The 14,730-nt window shown below is 70.9% G+C and carries 17 protein-coding genes; 4 read left to right on the forward strand and 13 right to left on the reverse strand.

Features of this window, described 5'->3' with window-relative positions; translation table 11 throughout:
* Positions 1–20 precede the first annotated feature (20 nt).
* Both ACX1D0_RS08880 and ACX1D0_RS08885 read right to left on the reverse strand, forming a co-directional pair.
* Positions 21–1,229 (reverse strand): glycoside hydrolase family 3 N-terminal domain-containing protein, encoded by a 1,209-nt coding sequence (locus ACX1D0_RS08880; RefSeq protein WP_459017549.1) that lies wholly within the window; start codon positions 1,227–1,229, stop codon positions 21–23.
* A complete protein-coding gene (locus tag ACX1D0_RS08885; protein WP_459017550.1) occupies positions 1,230–2,636 on the reverse strand; it encodes a mycothione reductase in 1,407 nt (468 codons plus the stop codon). It abuts the gene before it with no gap.
* Between the two features lie 79 nt (positions 2,637–2,715).
* Here ACX1D0_RS08885 and ACX1D0_RS08890 point away from each other — a divergent pair, with 79 nt between their 5' ends.
* A complete protein-coding gene (locus ACX1D0_RS08890) occupies positions 2,716–3,477 on the forward strand; it encodes an SDR family NAD(P)-dependent oxidoreductase (RefSeq protein WP_459017551.1) in 762 nt (253 codons plus the stop codon).
* A 1-nt stretch (position 3,478) separates the two neighbouring features.
* Here ACX1D0_RS08890 and ACX1D0_RS08895 read toward each other — a convergent pair whose 3' ends face one another.
* From ACX1D0_RS08895 to ACX1D0_RS08945, 11 genes are all read right to left on the reverse strand, one after another.
* A complete protein-coding gene (locus tag ACX1D0_RS08895; protein ID WP_459017552.1) occupies positions 3,479–4,933 on the reverse strand; it encodes a GerMN domain-containing protein in 1,455 nt (484 codons plus the stop codon).
* A gap of 3 nt (positions 4,934–4,936) precedes the next feature.
* Positions 4,937–5,848, reverse strand: a complete 912-nt coding sequence (gene ccsB / locus ACX1D0_RS08900; RefSeq protein ID WP_459017553.1) for a c-type cytochrome biogenesis protein CcsB — start codon at positions 5,846–5,848, stop codon at positions 4,937–4,939.
* Positions 5,845–7,434 carry a cytochrome c biogenesis protein ResB gene (resB, locus tag ACX1D0_RS08905; protein WP_459017554.1) on the reverse strand — a complete coding sequence of 530 codons (1,590 nt, stop codon included), beginning with the start codon at positions 7,432–7,434 and terminating at the stop codon, positions 5,845–5,847. The genes ccsB and resB overlap by 4 nt, the downstream gene beginning before the upstream one ends.
* Entirely contained in the window at positions 7,404–8,114 is a 711-nt protein-coding gene (locus ACX1D0_RS08910; RefSeq protein WP_459020428.1) for a cytochrome c biogenesis CcdA family protein, read from the reverse strand. The genes resB and ACX1D0_RS08910 overlap by 31 nt, the downstream gene beginning before the upstream one ends.
* A 41-nt stretch (positions 8,115–8,155) precedes the next feature.
* Positions 8,156–8,707 (reverse strand): TlpA family protein disulfide reductase, encoded by a 552-nt coding sequence (locus ACX1D0_RS08915; RefSeq protein WP_459017555.1) that lies wholly within the window; start codon positions 8,705–8,707, stop codon positions 8,156–8,158.
* Positions 8,704–9,333 carry a histidine phosphatase family protein gene (locus tag ACX1D0_RS08920; protein ID WP_459020429.1) on the reverse strand — a complete coding sequence of 210 codons (630 nt, stop codon included), beginning with the start codon at positions 9,331–9,333 and terminating at the stop codon, positions 8,704–8,706. Before ACX1D0_RS08920 ends, ACX1D0_RS08915 begins: the two co-directional genes overlap by 4 nt.
* Positions 9,334–9,369: 36 nt before the next feature.
* Positions 9,370–10,956: a uroporphyrinogen-III synthase gene (locus ACX1D0_RS08925; protein ID WP_459017556.1), complete on the reverse strand. Its 1,587-nt coding sequence runs from the start codon at positions 10,954–10,956 to the stop codon at positions 9,370–9,372.
* Positions 10,957–10,983: 27 nt separating this feature from the next.
* Positions 10,984–11,283 (reverse strand): glutaredoxin family protein, encoded by a 300-nt coding sequence (locus tag ACX1D0_RS08930; protein ID WP_459017557.1) that lies wholly within the window; start codon positions 11,281–11,283, stop codon positions 10,984–10,986.
* Complete coding sequence (locus ACX1D0_RS08935; protein ID WP_002550589.1) at positions 11,283–11,384, reverse strand: 30S ribosomal protein bS22; 102 nt, start codon at positions 11,382–11,384, stop codon at positions 11,283–11,285. Before ACX1D0_RS08935 ends, ACX1D0_RS08930 begins: the two co-directional genes overlap by 1 nt.
* 101 nt (positions 11,385–11,485) lie before the next feature.
* A complete protein-coding gene (gene proC / locus ACX1D0_RS08940) occupies positions 11,486–12,283 on the reverse strand; it encodes a pyrroline-5-carboxylate reductase (RefSeq protein WP_459017558.1) in 798 nt (265 codons plus the stop codon).
* Complete coding sequence (locus ACX1D0_RS08945; RefSeq protein ID WP_459017559.1) at positions 12,280–13,299, reverse strand: aspartate-semialdehyde dehydrogenase; 1,020 nt, start codon at positions 13,297–13,299, stop codon at positions 12,280–12,282. Before ACX1D0_RS08945 ends, proC begins: the two co-directional genes overlap by 4 nt.
* Positions 13,300–13,389: 90 nt before the next feature.
* On the opposite strand from ACX1D0_RS08945, the gene ACX1D0_RS08950 reads away from it, so the two are divergent.
* Genes ACX1D0_RS08950 through ACX1D0_RS08960 form a run of 3 tightly spaced genes read left to right on the forward strand, consistent with a single transcriptional unit; the run spans position 13,390 to position 14,728 of the window.
* Positions 13,390–13,932, forward strand: coding sequence for a universal stress protein (locus ACX1D0_RS08950; RefSeq protein ID WP_459017560.1), 543 nt, complete (start codon positions 13,390–13,392; stop codon positions 13,930–13,932).
* Positions 13,929–14,363, forward strand: a complete 435-nt coding sequence (locus ACX1D0_RS08955) for a FluC/FEX family fluoride channel (RefSeq protein ID WP_459017561.1) — start codon at positions 13,929–13,931, stop codon at positions 14,361–14,363. Before ACX1D0_RS08950 ends, ACX1D0_RS08955 begins: the two co-directional genes overlap by 4 nt.
* Complete coding sequence (locus ACX1D0_RS08960; RefSeq protein ID WP_459017562.1) at positions 14,360–14,728, forward strand: fluoride efflux transporter FluC; 369 nt, start codon at positions 14,360–14,362, stop codon at positions 14,726–14,728. Before ACX1D0_RS08955 ends, ACX1D0_RS08960 begins: the two co-directional genes overlap by 4 nt.
* Positions 14,729–14,730 lie beyond the last annotated feature (2 nt).

The following is a 14,730-nucleotide window of genomic DNA, read 5'->3' on the forward strand; positions in this document are numbered from 1 at the left end:
CAGCCTACCCAGAGAGCCTGTCAGGCGCAGTCGACGAGGCCCACCGTCGCCTTGAGGCGCAGCACGCGGGTGGCGGAGTCGAGCACCCGTGCGGAGAAGGCCCCGTCCGAGGCCTCCTTGGCCACCGTCGCCTCGATCATCTCCCCCATGATGCCCGGGTCCGCGTTGATCACCAGATCCCCTCCCGCGTCGAGGAATCCCACCGCGCGCTCCGCCGGGGGAATGCCGGCCACCGACCGCGCGACGCCGAGATCATCCGCGATGACGACGCCGTCGAAGCCCATCTCGGAGCGCAGGAGGTCGGAGACGATGACGCGACTGAACACCGCCTCCGAGGCCGGGTCGATCTGGGAGAACACCGCCGACGACACCATCACCGAGCCCGCGCCGGCTTCGATCCCCGCCCGGAAGGAGTCCAGGAACGTGTCGTCGCGGGTGGTGTCGTCGTCGGTCGCTGCACCCTGGTCGGTGTTGACGTCCACCTCACCCAGTCCTGGGAAGTGCTTGAGGGAGGTGGCGATCCCCGCGTCCGTCATCCCCTCGACGAACTCCACCACGGCCGCCGCCACCACCTGCGGGGCGTTGCCGTAGTTGCGGGACAGGGCACCGATGGGCGCATTGCTGGTCTGCTTCTCGGCGGGCACGACGTCAGCGACGGGCGCAAGGTCGTAATGGACCCCTGCGCGGCGCAACTGCTCGCCCCACCGTCGGCTCGCCTCACGCAGCTGGCCCTCGGGCATGACCCCCTGGTCGATCGCCGGCGGGATCACGTCGAAGCCCTCCCCCCGCAGGCGCTGAACCTGGCCGCCCTCCTGGTCCACGGCAATCATGAGCGGCAGCGCGGCAGTGCCGAGGCTCCCCAGCTCCGCGGTGAGCGCCCGCACCCCGTCGATGCCGGTGGAGGTATTGCCCAGGAGCACCACCGACCCCACCCTGCCCAGCGAGATGGCCGCCCGGGTGCTCTGGTCCAGACCCGACGTGGTGACCCCAACCATGAAGAGTTGGCCCACCCTGGTGGGGCCGTCCAGGCCCTCCGCGATGCTGCGGCAGCTGGCCGCCGTCGGCGTGTGGCGGGCGATGGACGCACTGGACGCCTCAACCGCATCACCGCCGGGAGCGGAGGCATCGACGGTGGCCAGCGTGGGGGGCAGCACCGGGCCGGGCGCGCAGCCCACCGCCGCGAGGGCGGCCAGGGACGCGACGGCGCACGCAGCGCGGGTGGGGAACACTCAGCGGTCCAGGTAGACGGGGTGGTGCGCGTCGACCAGCCCCAGCAGAGCGTTCTCCACCACCTCAGGCAGCGCCGGATGGATCCAGTACTGGCCGCGCGCCATCTGGGTCACCGGGAGCCCGAAGCTCATGGCCTGGACGAGCGGCTGCAGGAGCGTGGGAGCCTGGGGGCCCATGATGTGGGCACCCAGCAGGTGCCAGCTGTGCGGATCCGCCAGCAGCTTCACGAAGTGACCCTCGTCCTCCATGGCCCACCCGTAGGCAACGTCGGCGTAGCGCTGCCGCGCCACGACGTGCGGAACCCCCCACGCCTTGAGCTGCTCCTCCGTGGCGCCCACGCTGGCGATCTGTGGATCGCTGAACACGGCGTGGGGCACGTAGCGGTGGTCCGTCTCGACGAGGGCGTCGGGATGAAGCAGATTGTGCTGCACGGTGCGCATCTCCGCGTTGGCCACGTGCTTGAGCAGGAAGTCCGACGATGCGTCGCCCATGGCCCAGACGCCGGGGACGTTGGTGCGCTGCTGCGCGTCCACGCGGATCTGGCCGGCCGCCCGCACCTCGACACCGGCGGCCGTGAGGTTGAGCGAGTCCGCATTGCGGTCCCGCCCCACCGCGAGCAGCAGCGCGTCGGCGAAGTATTCGTACTCGACCCCGTTGCGGTCCTTGGTGATCACCGTCAGCCCGCCGCCGGGACCGTTCTCGACGGCGCTGAGCTGCTGGTTGAGCCGGATGTGGACCCTGCGGGACAAGCGGTCTGCGAAGTGCTCGGCGACCTCGCGATCATGGTGGCGCAGCAGCACGTCCGAACGGTTGATCAGGGTCACATCGGTGCCCAGAGCGGAGAACACGTGGGCGAACTCCGCCGCGATATACCCGCCGCCCACGATGACGAGCCGCCTGGGCCGCTCGTCGATCCGCATGATGGTGTCCGACGTGTGGACGCGGTCCGCCACCTCGTCGAGGCCAGGCACGTCGACCATGCGCGGGCGTGAACCGGTGGCGATGACGACGTGGTCCGCACTGATCTGGTCCTCGCCCACCTGCAGCGTCCGCGGGCCGACGAACCGCCCCTCGCCGTGGAAGACGGTGACGTTGCCGGACTGCTCGCGCCATGCCAGGCCCCCGGCGGAGATCGGATCGATCCGGCCGAAGATCCGGTCCCGGATCCCCCTCCAGTCCGATCCGCGGTACTGCAGATCCACCCCCAGCCGCTTCGCCTCAGCCGGCGAGGCGGCGTGGCCCGCGGGGAGGACGAACATCTTGGTGGGGATGCAGCCACGGTTCAGGCACGTGCCGCCGAACGTCTCGTCGCGCTCGATGAGCGCGACATTCCAGGAGGCGAACCGCTCGTCGATCAGCGAGTTCCCCGATCCGGACCCGATGACCGCCAGATCAAAATGCTGCATGTGGCCATTCTTCCATGGACGGCCCAGCTCGACCGTCGCCTCCGCGGGGCGTCGTCCGCCTGCCCGTAAGCTGGCCCCCATGAGCAACTCGTGGGCAGTGGTCACCGGCGCGTCGAGCGGGCTGGGGGTCGGCTTCGCGGAGCGGCTCTCCGCCGACGGATACAACGTGCTGCTGGTGGCCAGGCGGCAGGATCTGCTCCAGTCCGTGGCGGACCGGATCCGGTCCACGACAGGCGTGGAGGTCGAGGTGTGGCCGGCGGATCTCACGGACCGGAAGGAACGCGCGCGGCTCGCTGCCCGGATGGCGCAGCTGGACGTCAGCCACCTGGTCAACAACGCCGGCTTCTGGGCCATGGGCGAGTTCCACGAGGTGTCACCGGACCTGGTGCGCGACGAGATGGAGCTCAACATGGTGGCGCTGACCGAGCTGACCCGGGCCGTCCTTCCCGCCATGGTGGAGCGCAGGGCCGGCGCGGTGATCAACGTTGCGTCGACGGCCGCGTTCCAGCCCACGCCGACGATGGCGGTCTATGCCGCGTCGAAGGCCTACGTGATGCGGCTGACCGTCGCGCTGTGGGAGGAGCTGTACGCCACAGGCGTCCGCGCCATCGTCATCTGCCCGGGCCCCACCGACACGGACTTCTTCGCCACGGCAGGCGACGACACGGTGATGCGCCGCCGCCGCACGGTTGCCCAGGTGGTGGACACCACGTTCGTGGGTCTGCGCGCGCACCGGCCCGTGGTGGTGGACGGCCCCACCAACGTTGCGTTGGCGCTGGCCACTCGCCTGGTACCGATGCACCTTCAGGCCCGCATCGCCCGCCTGGTCACGACGAACTGAGTTACCCGACGCGCACGGACTTGTTCTCCGACGAGGTCGCCGGCGGGTTGCCGCCCCGCACGGTGGCCTCGACGTCGTAGCTGCCCTCGCCCAGCCGCACGCTGACCGACCACACTCGCCACCCGTCGGCGTTGATGCCTGTGGAGGTCTGCGCGGACGTCTCCGCCACCACTCGGCTGGTGTCGATGTCGGTGATCCGCACGATGGGCACCCCCACATCAGGCTTCACGGTGCCGATGATCACGACCTGGCCCGGCGCCAGCCGGGCGGCGTTCCTCGGCGAGTTGATCCACAGCAGCGGCATCGGCGTGAGCCCCGTCCGCGTGAAGCCGGTGCCGCTGACGAACCCGGCCGGGGGCGGAGCCCCGTCGGCGAGGAACTTGACCCGCAGCTGGGGGTCACCCATCAGCTCGGAGGCTGTGTAGACGATCTGGTCGCGCGCCCGGGCGGCCAGTACCGGCGAGGACAGATCGACGTACGCGTCGGAGGTCAGGTCCACCGTGAGCGTGTCGCCGGCCAGCTCCGTGCCCACCAGGGTGCCTGGCCCCCACGCGGACTCGTAGTCCGGGTCCAGCGGAGCTAGCGTGAGCAGGGCGTCCAGGGCACCGCGGACCAGGTTGGCCGTGGCCGGGAGGTCGCGGAGTTCCCGGTACAGCTTCCCGTCCTGCCTGCCGACGTAGTACAGCGGCACCCCGCGCACCTGGGCGGGAAGGGAGCGCGAGGCCACGGCTGTCGCGGAGACCGTGGGGCCGGATTGCGAGGGCTCTGGCGTGGCGAGCGTCGGTCGGGTGAGCGCGGCAAGCAGCAGTCCGGCGACCACGGCCACGACCGTCACGGACGCCACCATCCGCGGGCCGAAGCTCCTGTGCCGTTGCGAGGCGAGCTGGAGCAGCTCGCCCTCCAGGGTCTCCGTCCCGGGGGCCTGAACCATGCGCGCGGCCGAGCGCAGCGCCGCGGTGGCTTCCTGCGACAGGGACTCGATGACGCCGGGTTGACTGCCTGGCGTGGGGTCACCCACGCGGGAGCGCAGGGCTTCCAGGGCCGACTCGAGCCTCTGGTTGCAGCCCCGCACAGACATGCGCATGATGCCGGCCAACTCCGGGCCGAAGACGGCGAGGTAGTGGCTGACGATCACCAGTTCCGCGGCCCGGGGCGGGAGCGATGACACCGCCCGGAGGATCTCCCGCTGGCGTCCCTCGGCCACCTCCGGAAGCCGGATGGGGTCCGTGGCGCCGCGGACGCCTCGGGCGAGGTGCACCACGTGCTCCTGCAGGAACTCGATGCGTTCAGCCGGGTCGATCAGCCGGTGGCCACGGCGGTGCAGCGCGAGCAGCGCGCTGCGGAGGATGCGCCCGGACTGGGCCTCGGCGTCGAGCAGCACGGCGAGCCGGTGCAGAGTGGCCCCCTGCTCCTCGTACAGCCGGACCAACCAGTCCGGTGCCTCGTCCGACGCCACCGCTCAGATGCCCGCGTACGAGTGGAGCCCGCTGAAGAGCAGATTGACGCCGATGAAATTGAACCAGAACGTCGCCAGCCCCACGAGCGCGACGATCGCCACCGGGCGCCCACGCCATCCTGCGGTCGCGCGGGCATGGAGGTAGGCGACGTAGACGATCCACGTGATGAAGGACCAGGTCTCCTTCGGGTCCCAATTCCAGAACCGGCCCCAGGCGTACTGCGCCCAGATGGCCCCGGCCGCGATCGTGAAAGTCCACAACGGGACGGCGAACGCGTGCAGCCGGTACGAGATGAGGTCCAGCTTCTGCGCGGACGGCACCTTGGCCAGGTATCCGCTGACGGGGACGCCCCGCTCGGCGGAGCGACGCTCGGCAGCGTCCCGGATGAGGAACAGCGCCGACGCCACCGCGCCCACGTTGAAGGCCGCCCCGGAGATGGCGGCCGCCACGATGTGGATGATGAACCAGACGCTGTGCAGGGCCGGCACCAGCGGTGAGACCTCCACGTAGAACTGCGTCACCGACAACCCCAGTCCGATCGTGAACAGCAGGGTCAGGCCGAGCCCGAGCCACCGCATGCCGAACTTCGCCACGCAGAACAGGTAGATGATCACCGCGAACGCGAGAGCCGAGGTGATGAACTCGTACATGTTGCCCCACGGCGGCCGATCGGCCGCCACCCCGCGCAGGACCACGGCGCCCACGTGCAGGACTGCCGACAGCACGGTGGCGGCGACCGCGAAGCGCCCCCACAGGTCCACCCTGATGCGCTGGGAGTCCTCGGAGCCGTCCGATGGGCGCAGCGGGGCGAGGCCTCGGGCGGCAGACCACTCGAGCGCATGCAGCGCGAAGGCGAGCAGGTAGCCGACGGCCGCGTAGACCATGGCGGTGTAGGACCACTCGGACAGAGTCATACCGATGCCTCCTCCTTGGTTTCCTCGGGCGGCGCGCCCCCATTGTGCACAGGATGTGCCACCGTGGCCAACAGAGCCGCCACGTCCTCGTCGAGGCCGCTCGCCGCGTCTGCCCGGTCCAAGCCCCCCACGAGGGCCATACCGCCGGCCACTCGCACGAAGAGCCGACGGGGGCGCACGAACAGCGACACGCTCAGTCCGGTGACGCCAACGAGGAGGGACACCAACGTCATGGTGTTGCCCGGGGTCTCGCTGACCTGCAGCTTCACCCACCGGTCCCAGCCGTCGAAGCTGATGGATCCCAGGCCGTCCGGCAGGGCGAACCCCGCCCCGGGCAGCATCCGGGCGCGCAGCACCTCTCCCCCGTCACCGGGCACCGGCGTGAGGCCGGCGGTGTTGAGGGTGTAGACGCTCTCAGGGATGCCGGTCTCCTGGGCGCGGGGACCGGACCAGGCGTTGAGATACACCTCGGGGTTGAGTGCGTCGGGGAAGACGGAGTGCGGTCCCGTCTCGTCCAGCACCGCCGTCGGGAAGAAGAACGCCTCGAATGCCAGCCGCTGCGGGCTGGCGTCGGGCACCTTCACCACGCCGACGGAGGCGAAGTTGCCGTCCTGCGGGAGGAACACCACCGGACCGCTGAACGCCACGTCGCCGTTGCCGTCGGTGACGGTGAAGTTCGGTGCGTAGCCGTGGCCGATGAGGTTGACCTGGGTGCCGCCCGCGGTGATCAGCGGCTCGTTGACGGTGAGCAGCGCTTCTCGGGTGCCGGCGGCGTCCGTGAGGCTGACGTCGGCGTCGAACTGCCGCGCCGCGCCGCGCTGGACGGCCCCCGTCTCGAACGACGCCCGGAACTCCTCGACCTGGACGGAGAACCCCTCGAGCCCGTCGGTGTCCACGAGGGAACCGGAGGTGAAGTCGTCGTACTGGGTGATCACGTTGGCGAAGCCGCGCCCCTCCACCACCACGACGGTGCCGTGGAATCCCCACAGGTTGGACCAGGCCATGCCGAGCAGCATCGCCACCAGAGAGATATGGAAGATCAGGTTGCCGGCCTCACGCGTGTAGCCGCGCTCGGCGGAGACGCCGTCGGCGAGCCTCCTGGTGCGGTACCTCCTGCCCCTCAGCCATGCCTCCGCGGCCCCCAGCGCCTCCTCGGGGGCCCCGCGCAGCGCGCCGGAGGCTGACGCGGGCAACCTCTCGATCCGCGACGGCAGCGCCGGCGGAGGTGTGCGCACAGCCGTCCAGTACCTGGCGATGCGAGGCAGGATGCAGCCGATCAGGGACACGAACAGCAGCAGGTAGACCGCGGAGAACGCCGGCGAGGTGTAGACGTCGTAGAAGCCCAGCGGCTCGAAGATGGCGTCCCAGAAGGGGTTGTCGCGCTTGAAGTCCATCACCGAGATGGGTGAGGCGCTCTGCTGCGGAATCATCGAGCCCGGGATGGCCGCCAGGGCCAGCAGGAACAGCAGCAGCAGGGCGGTGCGCATGGAGGTGAGCTGCCCCCACACCCAGCGCAGGAGCGCCGACGGCGCGAGGGCCCGGCCGTCCGGCTGCGTCACAGGATGGTCCCGAAGCTGGCGGCCCACTGGCGGAGCACCCCGACGAGCACATCCCACCACCCCACCACCATGGCGAGGCCCACCAGCATCATCGCCACCCCGCCGACGCGCTGCAGCAGGAGCCCGTGGCGCCTCATCCACTCGAACCGCGGGGCCAGGGCCGTGAACGCGACGGCGAACAGCAGGAACGGAAGGCCGAGCCCCAGCGCGTAGGCGAACGCCAGGATGCCCCCACGGGTGGCCGATCCCTCGTTGAGGGCCAGGGTGAGCACCACCGACAACGCGGGCCCGATGCAGGGCGTCCACCCCAGGCCGAACACCATGCCAAGCAGCGGCGAGGCCCACACCCCTACCCGCGGCGTCACGCTGGGGCGCCATCCCGACGGCACCGGCAGCCATCCGGCGAACCCGGCGCCGAGCACCATGATGACGACGCCGAGCAGCACCGTGATGAGACGCATGTTGGTGAGCAGCACGGCGCCGAGGCCCCCGAGGAGGGCGCCCGTGAGGACGAACACCACCGAGAAGCCGAGAATGAAGCCCAGCGTGCCGCCCACCAGGTGCCGCCTAGACCCGGTACCCGCCATGATCTGGGCCGAGCCCAGTCCGGAGGCATAGGACAGGTAGCCGGGGAGCAGAGGCAGCACGCAGGGCGACAGGAAGGACACCAGCCCGGCCAGCATCGCCACCGGAACGGCCACCAGCATGGAGGAGGTGAGCGCCTCACGCGCCCAGGACTCCAGCAGGATCATGGCCCGGCCTCAACGTCCTCGACGATGCCGCTCAACGTGGTGGCGTCCACCTCGCCGAGGACTCGCGCCGCGACGCGACCGTCGGCGTCGATGACGACCGTGCTGGGAATGGCCTTGGGGGGAAGCTGGCCGAATCCCAGCAGCAGCTCCCCGTCGGGGTCGAAGATGCTGGGGTAGGTGAGGCCGAACGCCCGTTCGAACGCCAGGGCCGGTGCGGCGTCGAGGTCCCGCGTGTTGACGCCCAGGAACTCCACCTCGCCACCCAGCGCGCGGTGGGCCTCGACCAGCTCGGGGGCCTCTGCGCGGCATGGAGCGCACCACGAGCCCCACACGTTGACCACGACGGTGCGGCCGGCGAAGTCCGCGGTGGACACCTCCTCGCCCGACAGAGTGGTCCCGGCCAGGATGGGGGCCGCGGGGCGTTGGTCCGCGGGGATGATGGAGACCGTCCCGTCACCGCCCTGGAAGCCCACGCCGTCCGCCCCGGCCTGAGTGCCGCAGCCGGTCAGCAACCCCGCCGCGGCCACGCCCGCGAGGAGGGCCCTCACGTCCCGACCTTGAACCGCCGGCTCTGCACCCCGGGCAGCAGGTCCGCGACCGGCTCGACGTAATCCACCGCGGTGACCACGCCGTCGCGGAGGGTGAAGCTGGTGACGGAGCACAGGGTGCACTGCCGCCGGCGCGGATCGTGGACGAGCGGGCGTCCCTCCGCGTCACTCCGGGCGATCCAGATGGGCAGCTGATGGCTCACCACCAGGGCCTGTCCACCCGGGCCGGCGGCCGCTGCTGCGTCGGCGATGGCGGCGCGCATGCGGGCGGCCACCTTCTTGTAGGGCTCCCCCCAGCTGGGCTCCAGCGGGTTGCGCATGTGCCAGAACATGCGTGGATCCCGCAGCGCCCTGTTGTTCTTGCCGAACACCATGCCCTCGAACCGGTTGTCCGCCTCGATGATGCGCTCGTCGGTGGTGATCTCCAGCGCCGGGAAGAGCGCGGCGGTGGGGGCCAGCGTCTCCTGGGCGCGTTGCAGCGGCGAGCAGCGCAGATGGGTGAGGGGCACGTCGCGCCAGTGCTGCGACATGCGTTCGGCCATCTGCCGGCCCAGGTCCGAGAGCCCGAAGCCCGGCAGGCGGCCGTACAGCACACCGCCAGGGTTCTCCACTTGTCCGTGCCGCATCACGTGCACGATGGTTGCGTCCGTCACGCCATCACCCTAGTCCGCCGGGGAAACGGCCTTGCGACGCTTCCGGCGCTTGCGCTGCGAGGGCTTGGCGACGGGGAGACCCGCCGCCACCTGGTCGGCGCGCCGGCGATCCGCGAAACGGGCCAGCGACTCGGCGAGGGACTCGAAGGTGGGCACATCTGCGACCACGTCCACCCGGAGCCCGTGCATCTCGCACGCGGCGGCGGTAGCCGGCCCGATGGCGGCGACGACCGTGGCGGAGTGCGGCTTGCCGGCGATGCCGATCATGTTGCGCACGGCGGTGGCCGAGGTGAAGACCACGGCGTCGAACATGCCAGTCTTGATGTCGTCGCGGACCTCGGCGGGCGGTGGCGCGGCGCGCACGGTCCGGTAGGCGGTCACCTCCTCGACCTCCCAACCGAGGCGGCTGAGGCCGACGAGGAGCGGCTCGACCGAGACGTCCGCGGAGGGCACGAGTACCCGGTTGAGCGGGTCGATGAGGTCGTCGTAGGCAGGGAACTCGTTGGCCAGCGCTCCGGTGGTGTTCTCCACCACCGGCGTGAGGTCCGCGACGAGCCCGAGGCGGGCGAGCGCCTCTACCGTGCCGCGGCCCACGGCGGCGAGGCTGATCCCGGACAGCGCCCGTGAGTCCAGGCCGTACTCCGCGAGACGCTCGGCGATGGCGGTGACCGCGTGGGGTGAGGTGAACACCAGCCACAGGTAGCGACCGTCGACGAGGCCCCGGACGGCCTTCTCCATACCCTGCTCGGTACGGGGAGGCTCGATGGACATGGTGGCCACCAGTTCCGTGCTCGCCCCGTAGTGCGCCAGCTCCTCGGTCAGGGAGGCGAGGTCGTCCTTGGTGCGCGGTGTGATGACGCGCCAGTCGAACAGGGGCTTGCCCTCGAACCAGGCGTAGCGCTGCCGTCGGACTTCCTCGATGCCCGGGCCGACGATGAAGTAGCACTCGTCGGCGTCCACGTCCTCGATCTCGCCCCAGGTGAGCACCTCGCTGACCTGCGCCGTCGTCCCGACGCCCATAAGGCTCAGGCACTGGCCGGAGCGGCCGAACCGCGCCTCCGCCTCCCGCGCCAACTGACGGGCCCGGGTGCCGGCGGTGCGCACCACGAGGGTGTTGGCGCTGGGCCACTCGTCGATGGGGGGCACCTCGAGCATGGCGTCGAGCGCCGCGAACGCGGCCGTCGCCTTCACGCCGCCGAAGGACAGTGCGGCGCTCCACCGGTTGATCCCGGGGACCACGTTCGCGCGGATGCCCGCGGCAGCCAGGACCTCCGGCAGCACGCCCCCCGCGTCGGCATCGGTGAAGTAGTCACCTGAGTGGAGCCGGACCACCCGTCGTCCGCGTGCCACTGCGCTGAGGATCTCCGACACCTCGTCATCGCCCCCGGCGAAGCGGACCTCGGCGTGGGCGGGCGCGAGGGCGCGGACCTGCTCCACATCCGCGGACGGGTCGACGATGATGAGATCCGCGAAGCGTATGGCCCGGGATCCGGACAGGGTGAGGAGCCCAAGATCCGCGGGGCCGGAACCGACAAACGTGACCGACCCACCGGTCGGCTCGAACTCCGGCGGAGTGGCCGGTGAGGTCGGTTCCATGGAATCGGTCACTTCGATCTATTCCGTTCAGGGCTGGTCGGCGAGGGACGGGATCCAATCGGCCGGCGTGTCCCACAGGGACGGGACGGCCAAGGCCGCGCGGAGTGCGTCATCGTCGACGAACCAGTAGCCGAACTGCCGCTGATCCACGAAAGTGACAGGCACGTGATCGGTGTACCTGGCCCGCAGCGCCGCGTCGGTGTCGACGTCGACGGCGCGCCACCGCACACCGAGGTCCTCGCAGGCGCTCCTGACCACCGCTTCGGCCTCCACACAGAGGTGACAGCCGGAGCGGGTCAGCAGCAGGACCCGCGAGGGTGGTGCCACTACTTGCCGGCGCGACGACGCTGGATGCGCGTCTTCTTCAGAAGCTTGCGGTGCTTCTTCTTGGCCATGCGCTTGCGTCGCTTCTTGATGACAGAACCCACTGTGTGCCTTTCATTACCGGATGATCCGGGTGGTTCAATGTGCCTGGCCACACTGGGCCAGACAGTGAATCTTAGCTGTTAGGGACGGTGATCGACCAATCTCAGCGGGCCATCGCCCGGCCGCGGTCGGCGCACGCCTCCATCGCGGCGAGGAACGCGGCGCGCACGGCCCGCTCGTCGAGCACTCTCAACGCGGCCGCCGTCGTGCCGGCCGGGGACGTCACCTGCTCCCGCAGTTCGCCCGGCCGGGTCCCGGTGGCGAGCAGGGAGGCCGACCCCACGAACGTCTGCACCACCAGATCCGTGGCCTGGGCGCGGGTCAGCCCTTGGTGCACCCCGGCCTCGATCATGGCGTCAGCCACATAGAACAGGTAGGCGGGGCCGGAGCCGGAGACCGCCGTGAGGGCGTCGATCTGGCTCTCCGGGATGACCATGCTGCGCCCGACGGCGTCCATCAGGGATGCGACCAGGTCCAGCTGTTCGGCGGTGGCCCAGGTCCCGGACACCACACCGGCCATCCCCTGGCCCACCAGCGCGGGGGTGTTCGGCATGACCCGCACCACCGCGGTCCCATCCGGCAGCCCGGCCTCGAGCTGGGCGACGGGGGTGCCGGCGGCAATGGAGACGACCAGCGGTGACAACTGCCCGCCCTCCAACTGAGGGGTGAGCGCCGCGAGGACGTCCGGAATCTGGTGGGGCTTGACCGCGAGGACCACCACGTCCGCCGCCGCGGCGTCCTGCAAGGCCACCGCACGCACGCCGTGGCGTGCCTGGATGGCGGCGGCGCGTTCCTCGGCCGGCTCGACGATGCTCAGCTCCTCCGGCAGGCGCCCCGCGGCGAGCCACCCGGCCAGCAACGCCTCGCCCATGGCGCCGGCGCCGATCAGCGTGAGCTTCATCGGGCGAGCAGCTCGGCGATCTGGATGGCGTTGAGGGCGGCGCCCTTGCGCAGATTGTCGTTGCTGATGAACAGCACGAGACCGTGGTTTCCCTCGACGCTGCGGTCCTGGCGGATCCGTCCCACCAGCGACGCGTCTGCGCCGGCGGCCTGGAGCGGCGTGGGGACGTCGACGAGTTGCACGCCGGGGGCGTCGGCCAGCAGCGCGCGTGCCTGATCGGGTGTGATCTCGCGCCCGAAGGTCGCGTGGACGGACAGGGAGTGACCCGTGAAGACCGGCACCCGAACGCAGGTTCCGGCCACCCTCAGGTCGGGCAGGTGGAGGATCTTGCGCGACTCGTTGCGCAGCTTCTTCTCCTCGTCCGTCTCTCCCTCACCGTCGTCGACGAGGCTGCCCGCGAGCGGCACGACGTTGTAGGCGATGGGGGCGACGTAGGGCGCGATGTCCGCGGGCTGGAACGCGGACCCGTCCTGAGCCAGGACGCGCGGGTCCTCCATCAGGCCGAGCTGGCCCGCCAGCGCCTCCACACCCTTGACGCCCGAGCCGGAGACGGCCTGGAAGGTGGTGACCTGCAGCGCCTCGAGGCCCGCCGCGTCGTGCAGCGCCTTGAGCACCGGCATGGCCGCCATGGTGGTGCAGTTGGGATTGGCGATGATGCCGAGCCCGGCCAGGGCGATGTCCTCAGGGTTGACCTCGGAGACCACCAACGGGACGCGATCGTCCATGCGCCAGGCGGAGGAGTTGTCCACCACGATGGCGCCGGCCTCGGCCACCCGCGGCGCCCACGTCGTCGAGGTGGCTCCGCCGGCGGAGAAGAGCGCCACGTCGAGGCCGGAGAAGTCCGCGGTCCCGATGTCCTCGACCACCACCTCACCGGCACCCCAGGGCAACACCCTGCCGGCCGACCGCGCCGAGGCGAAGTAGCGGATCTGCTCAACCGGGACATCGCGCTCCGCCAGGAGACGACGCATCACGCCACCCACCTGCCCGGTCGCTCCGAAAACTCCTACACGCATGGGCTGAAGTCTACGACGCCGTCACCGATCGCCGCTCCCCCAGCCGGCGCTGGGTAGTGTTCGCCTCGAGGAGTTCGCGAGAGAGGTCCGATGATGCCGCAGGTTCCCCAGCCCCATCCGTCCCGCATCACGCCCTTCGCGGGCCACGCGGTCGTGGTGGGCGTCACCCCGGAGCAGCCGGATCTCGTCCTGCTGACCGCGGCGGAACTCGCCCGCGCACAGGGGGGCGCCCTGTTCTGCGCCTACGCCGACCCGGGTCGCGTCGTCGACCGCGAGTTCCCCGACGGCAACGTCGAGCACAGCGACATGGACCCGGACATGTCCGACGACGAGGAGTGGCGGCAGCGGCAGGCGAGGATCGTCGCGGCGATCGAGGAGGCGCTGGCCGGCTCGGGCGTGTCGTGGGAGTTTCGCTACCTGGCGGGGCGACCGGACCGGGCGCTGACCCATCTGGCGCGTGCCGTCGACGCCGCGGTGATCGTCGTCGGTACGGGGCGGCCCGGGCGTAGCGGGAGATTCCACGGGTTGCTCGACGCCGCCGTCGGCACCCACCTGGTCCACCATCAGCATCGGCCCGTGCTCACGGTCCCCACCTCTGTGGTCGACTGGAAGACGCCACTGGAATGGCGGTGACCACCACTCCGGGGCCGGCTTACCTGCGCCCCTCGCTGATCGGCCTCGTCGCGCTGGGGGGCGCCGCCGGGACCGCGCTGCGGCACGCGATCGAGTCCGCGTTCGGCGCCTCGGCAGGCGAGTTCCCCTGGGCCACGTTCGCGATCAACGTCACCGGGGCCATGATCCTTGGCGCATTGCTGGAGTCCTTGGCGCTGGTGCGGGCCGAGGGTGGCCGCCGCCGGGTGCTGCAGCTGACGCTGGGCACGGGACTGCTCGGCGGCTACACCACCTACAGCACCTTCGTGCTCGAGACCCTGACTCTGGGGCGGGCCGGCGACGTGGCACTCGCCGCGACCTACGCCGCCGCCTCACTTCTGGCCGGCTTCATCGCCGCCCTCGCGGCGATGACAGCGCTCAGGCGGATCGTCCGCGCAGCAAGGCCGATATGACGCCGATCTGGGTGGCCCTGGCCGGGGGCCTCGGGGCCGCTGCCCGATTCACCCTCGACGGCGCGCTCACCTCCCGCAGCCGCCGAACCCTCCCTGCCGCGACCCTGATCATCAACGTGCTCGGCTCGTTCCTCCTGGGACTGGTCACCGGACGGGTCGCCGACGGAGCCGCTCCCACCCTGCAGCTCATCGCCGGGGTCGGGTTCCTCGGCGGGTTCACCACCTTCAGCACCGCGAGCGTCGAACTGGTGCGGCTGGCGCGAGCCGGCCGGCCGGTGGCGGCCGCGGGGCTCGCGGTGGCGATGCTCGCGCTCAGCCTGGCCGCCGCCGGCGCGGGACTGGCCGTCGGGCCTGTGCTCCCCTGAGC

This window comes from Tessaracoccus pujii (assembly GCF_054483895.1).

Bases quoted from the DNA above. Each gene is read 5' to 3' on its own strand.
- ACX1D0_RS08920 (WP_459020429.1), bottom strand. From the start codon at position 9,333: ATGCGGCACGGACAAGTGGAGAACCCTGGCGGTGTGCTGTACGGCCGC.
- proC (WP_459017558.1), bottom strand. From the start codon at position 12,283: ATGAAGCTCACGCTGATCGGCGCCGGCGCCATGGGCGAGGCGTTGCTG.
- ACX1D0_RS08910 (WP_459020428.1), bottom strand. From the start codon at position 8,114: ATGCTGGTGGCCGTTCCGGTGGCGATGCTGGCCGGGCTGGTGTCCTTC.
- ACX1D0_RS08950 (WP_459017560.1), top strand. From the start codon at position 13,390: ATGATGCCGCAGGTTCCCCAGCCCCATCCGTCCCGCATCACGCCCTTC.
- ACX1D0_RS08925 (WP_459017556.1), bottom strand. From the start codon at position 10,956: ATGGAACCGACCTCACCGGCCACTCCGCCGGAGTTCGAGCCGACCGGT.
- ACX1D0_RS08885 (WP_459017550.1), bottom strand. From the start codon at position 2,636: ATGCAGCATTTTGATCTGGCGGTCATCGGGTCCGGATCGGGGAACTCG.
- ccsB (WP_459017553.1), bottom strand. From the start codon at position 5,848: ATGACTCTGTCCGAGTGGTCCTACACCGCCATGGTCTACGCGGCCGTC.
- ACX1D0_RS08960 (WP_459017562.1), top strand. From the start codon at position 14,360: ATGACGCCGATCTGGGTGGCCCTGGCCGGGGGCCTCGGGGCCGCTGCC.
- ACX1D0_RS08890 (WP_459017551.1), top strand. From the start codon at position 2,716: ATGAGCAACTCGTGGGCAGTGGTCACCGGCGCGTCGAGCGGGCTGGGG.
- ACX1D0_RS08945 (WP_459017559.1), bottom strand. From the start codon at position 13,299: ATGCGTGTAGGAGTTTTCGGAGCGACCGGGCAGGTGGGTGGCGTGATG.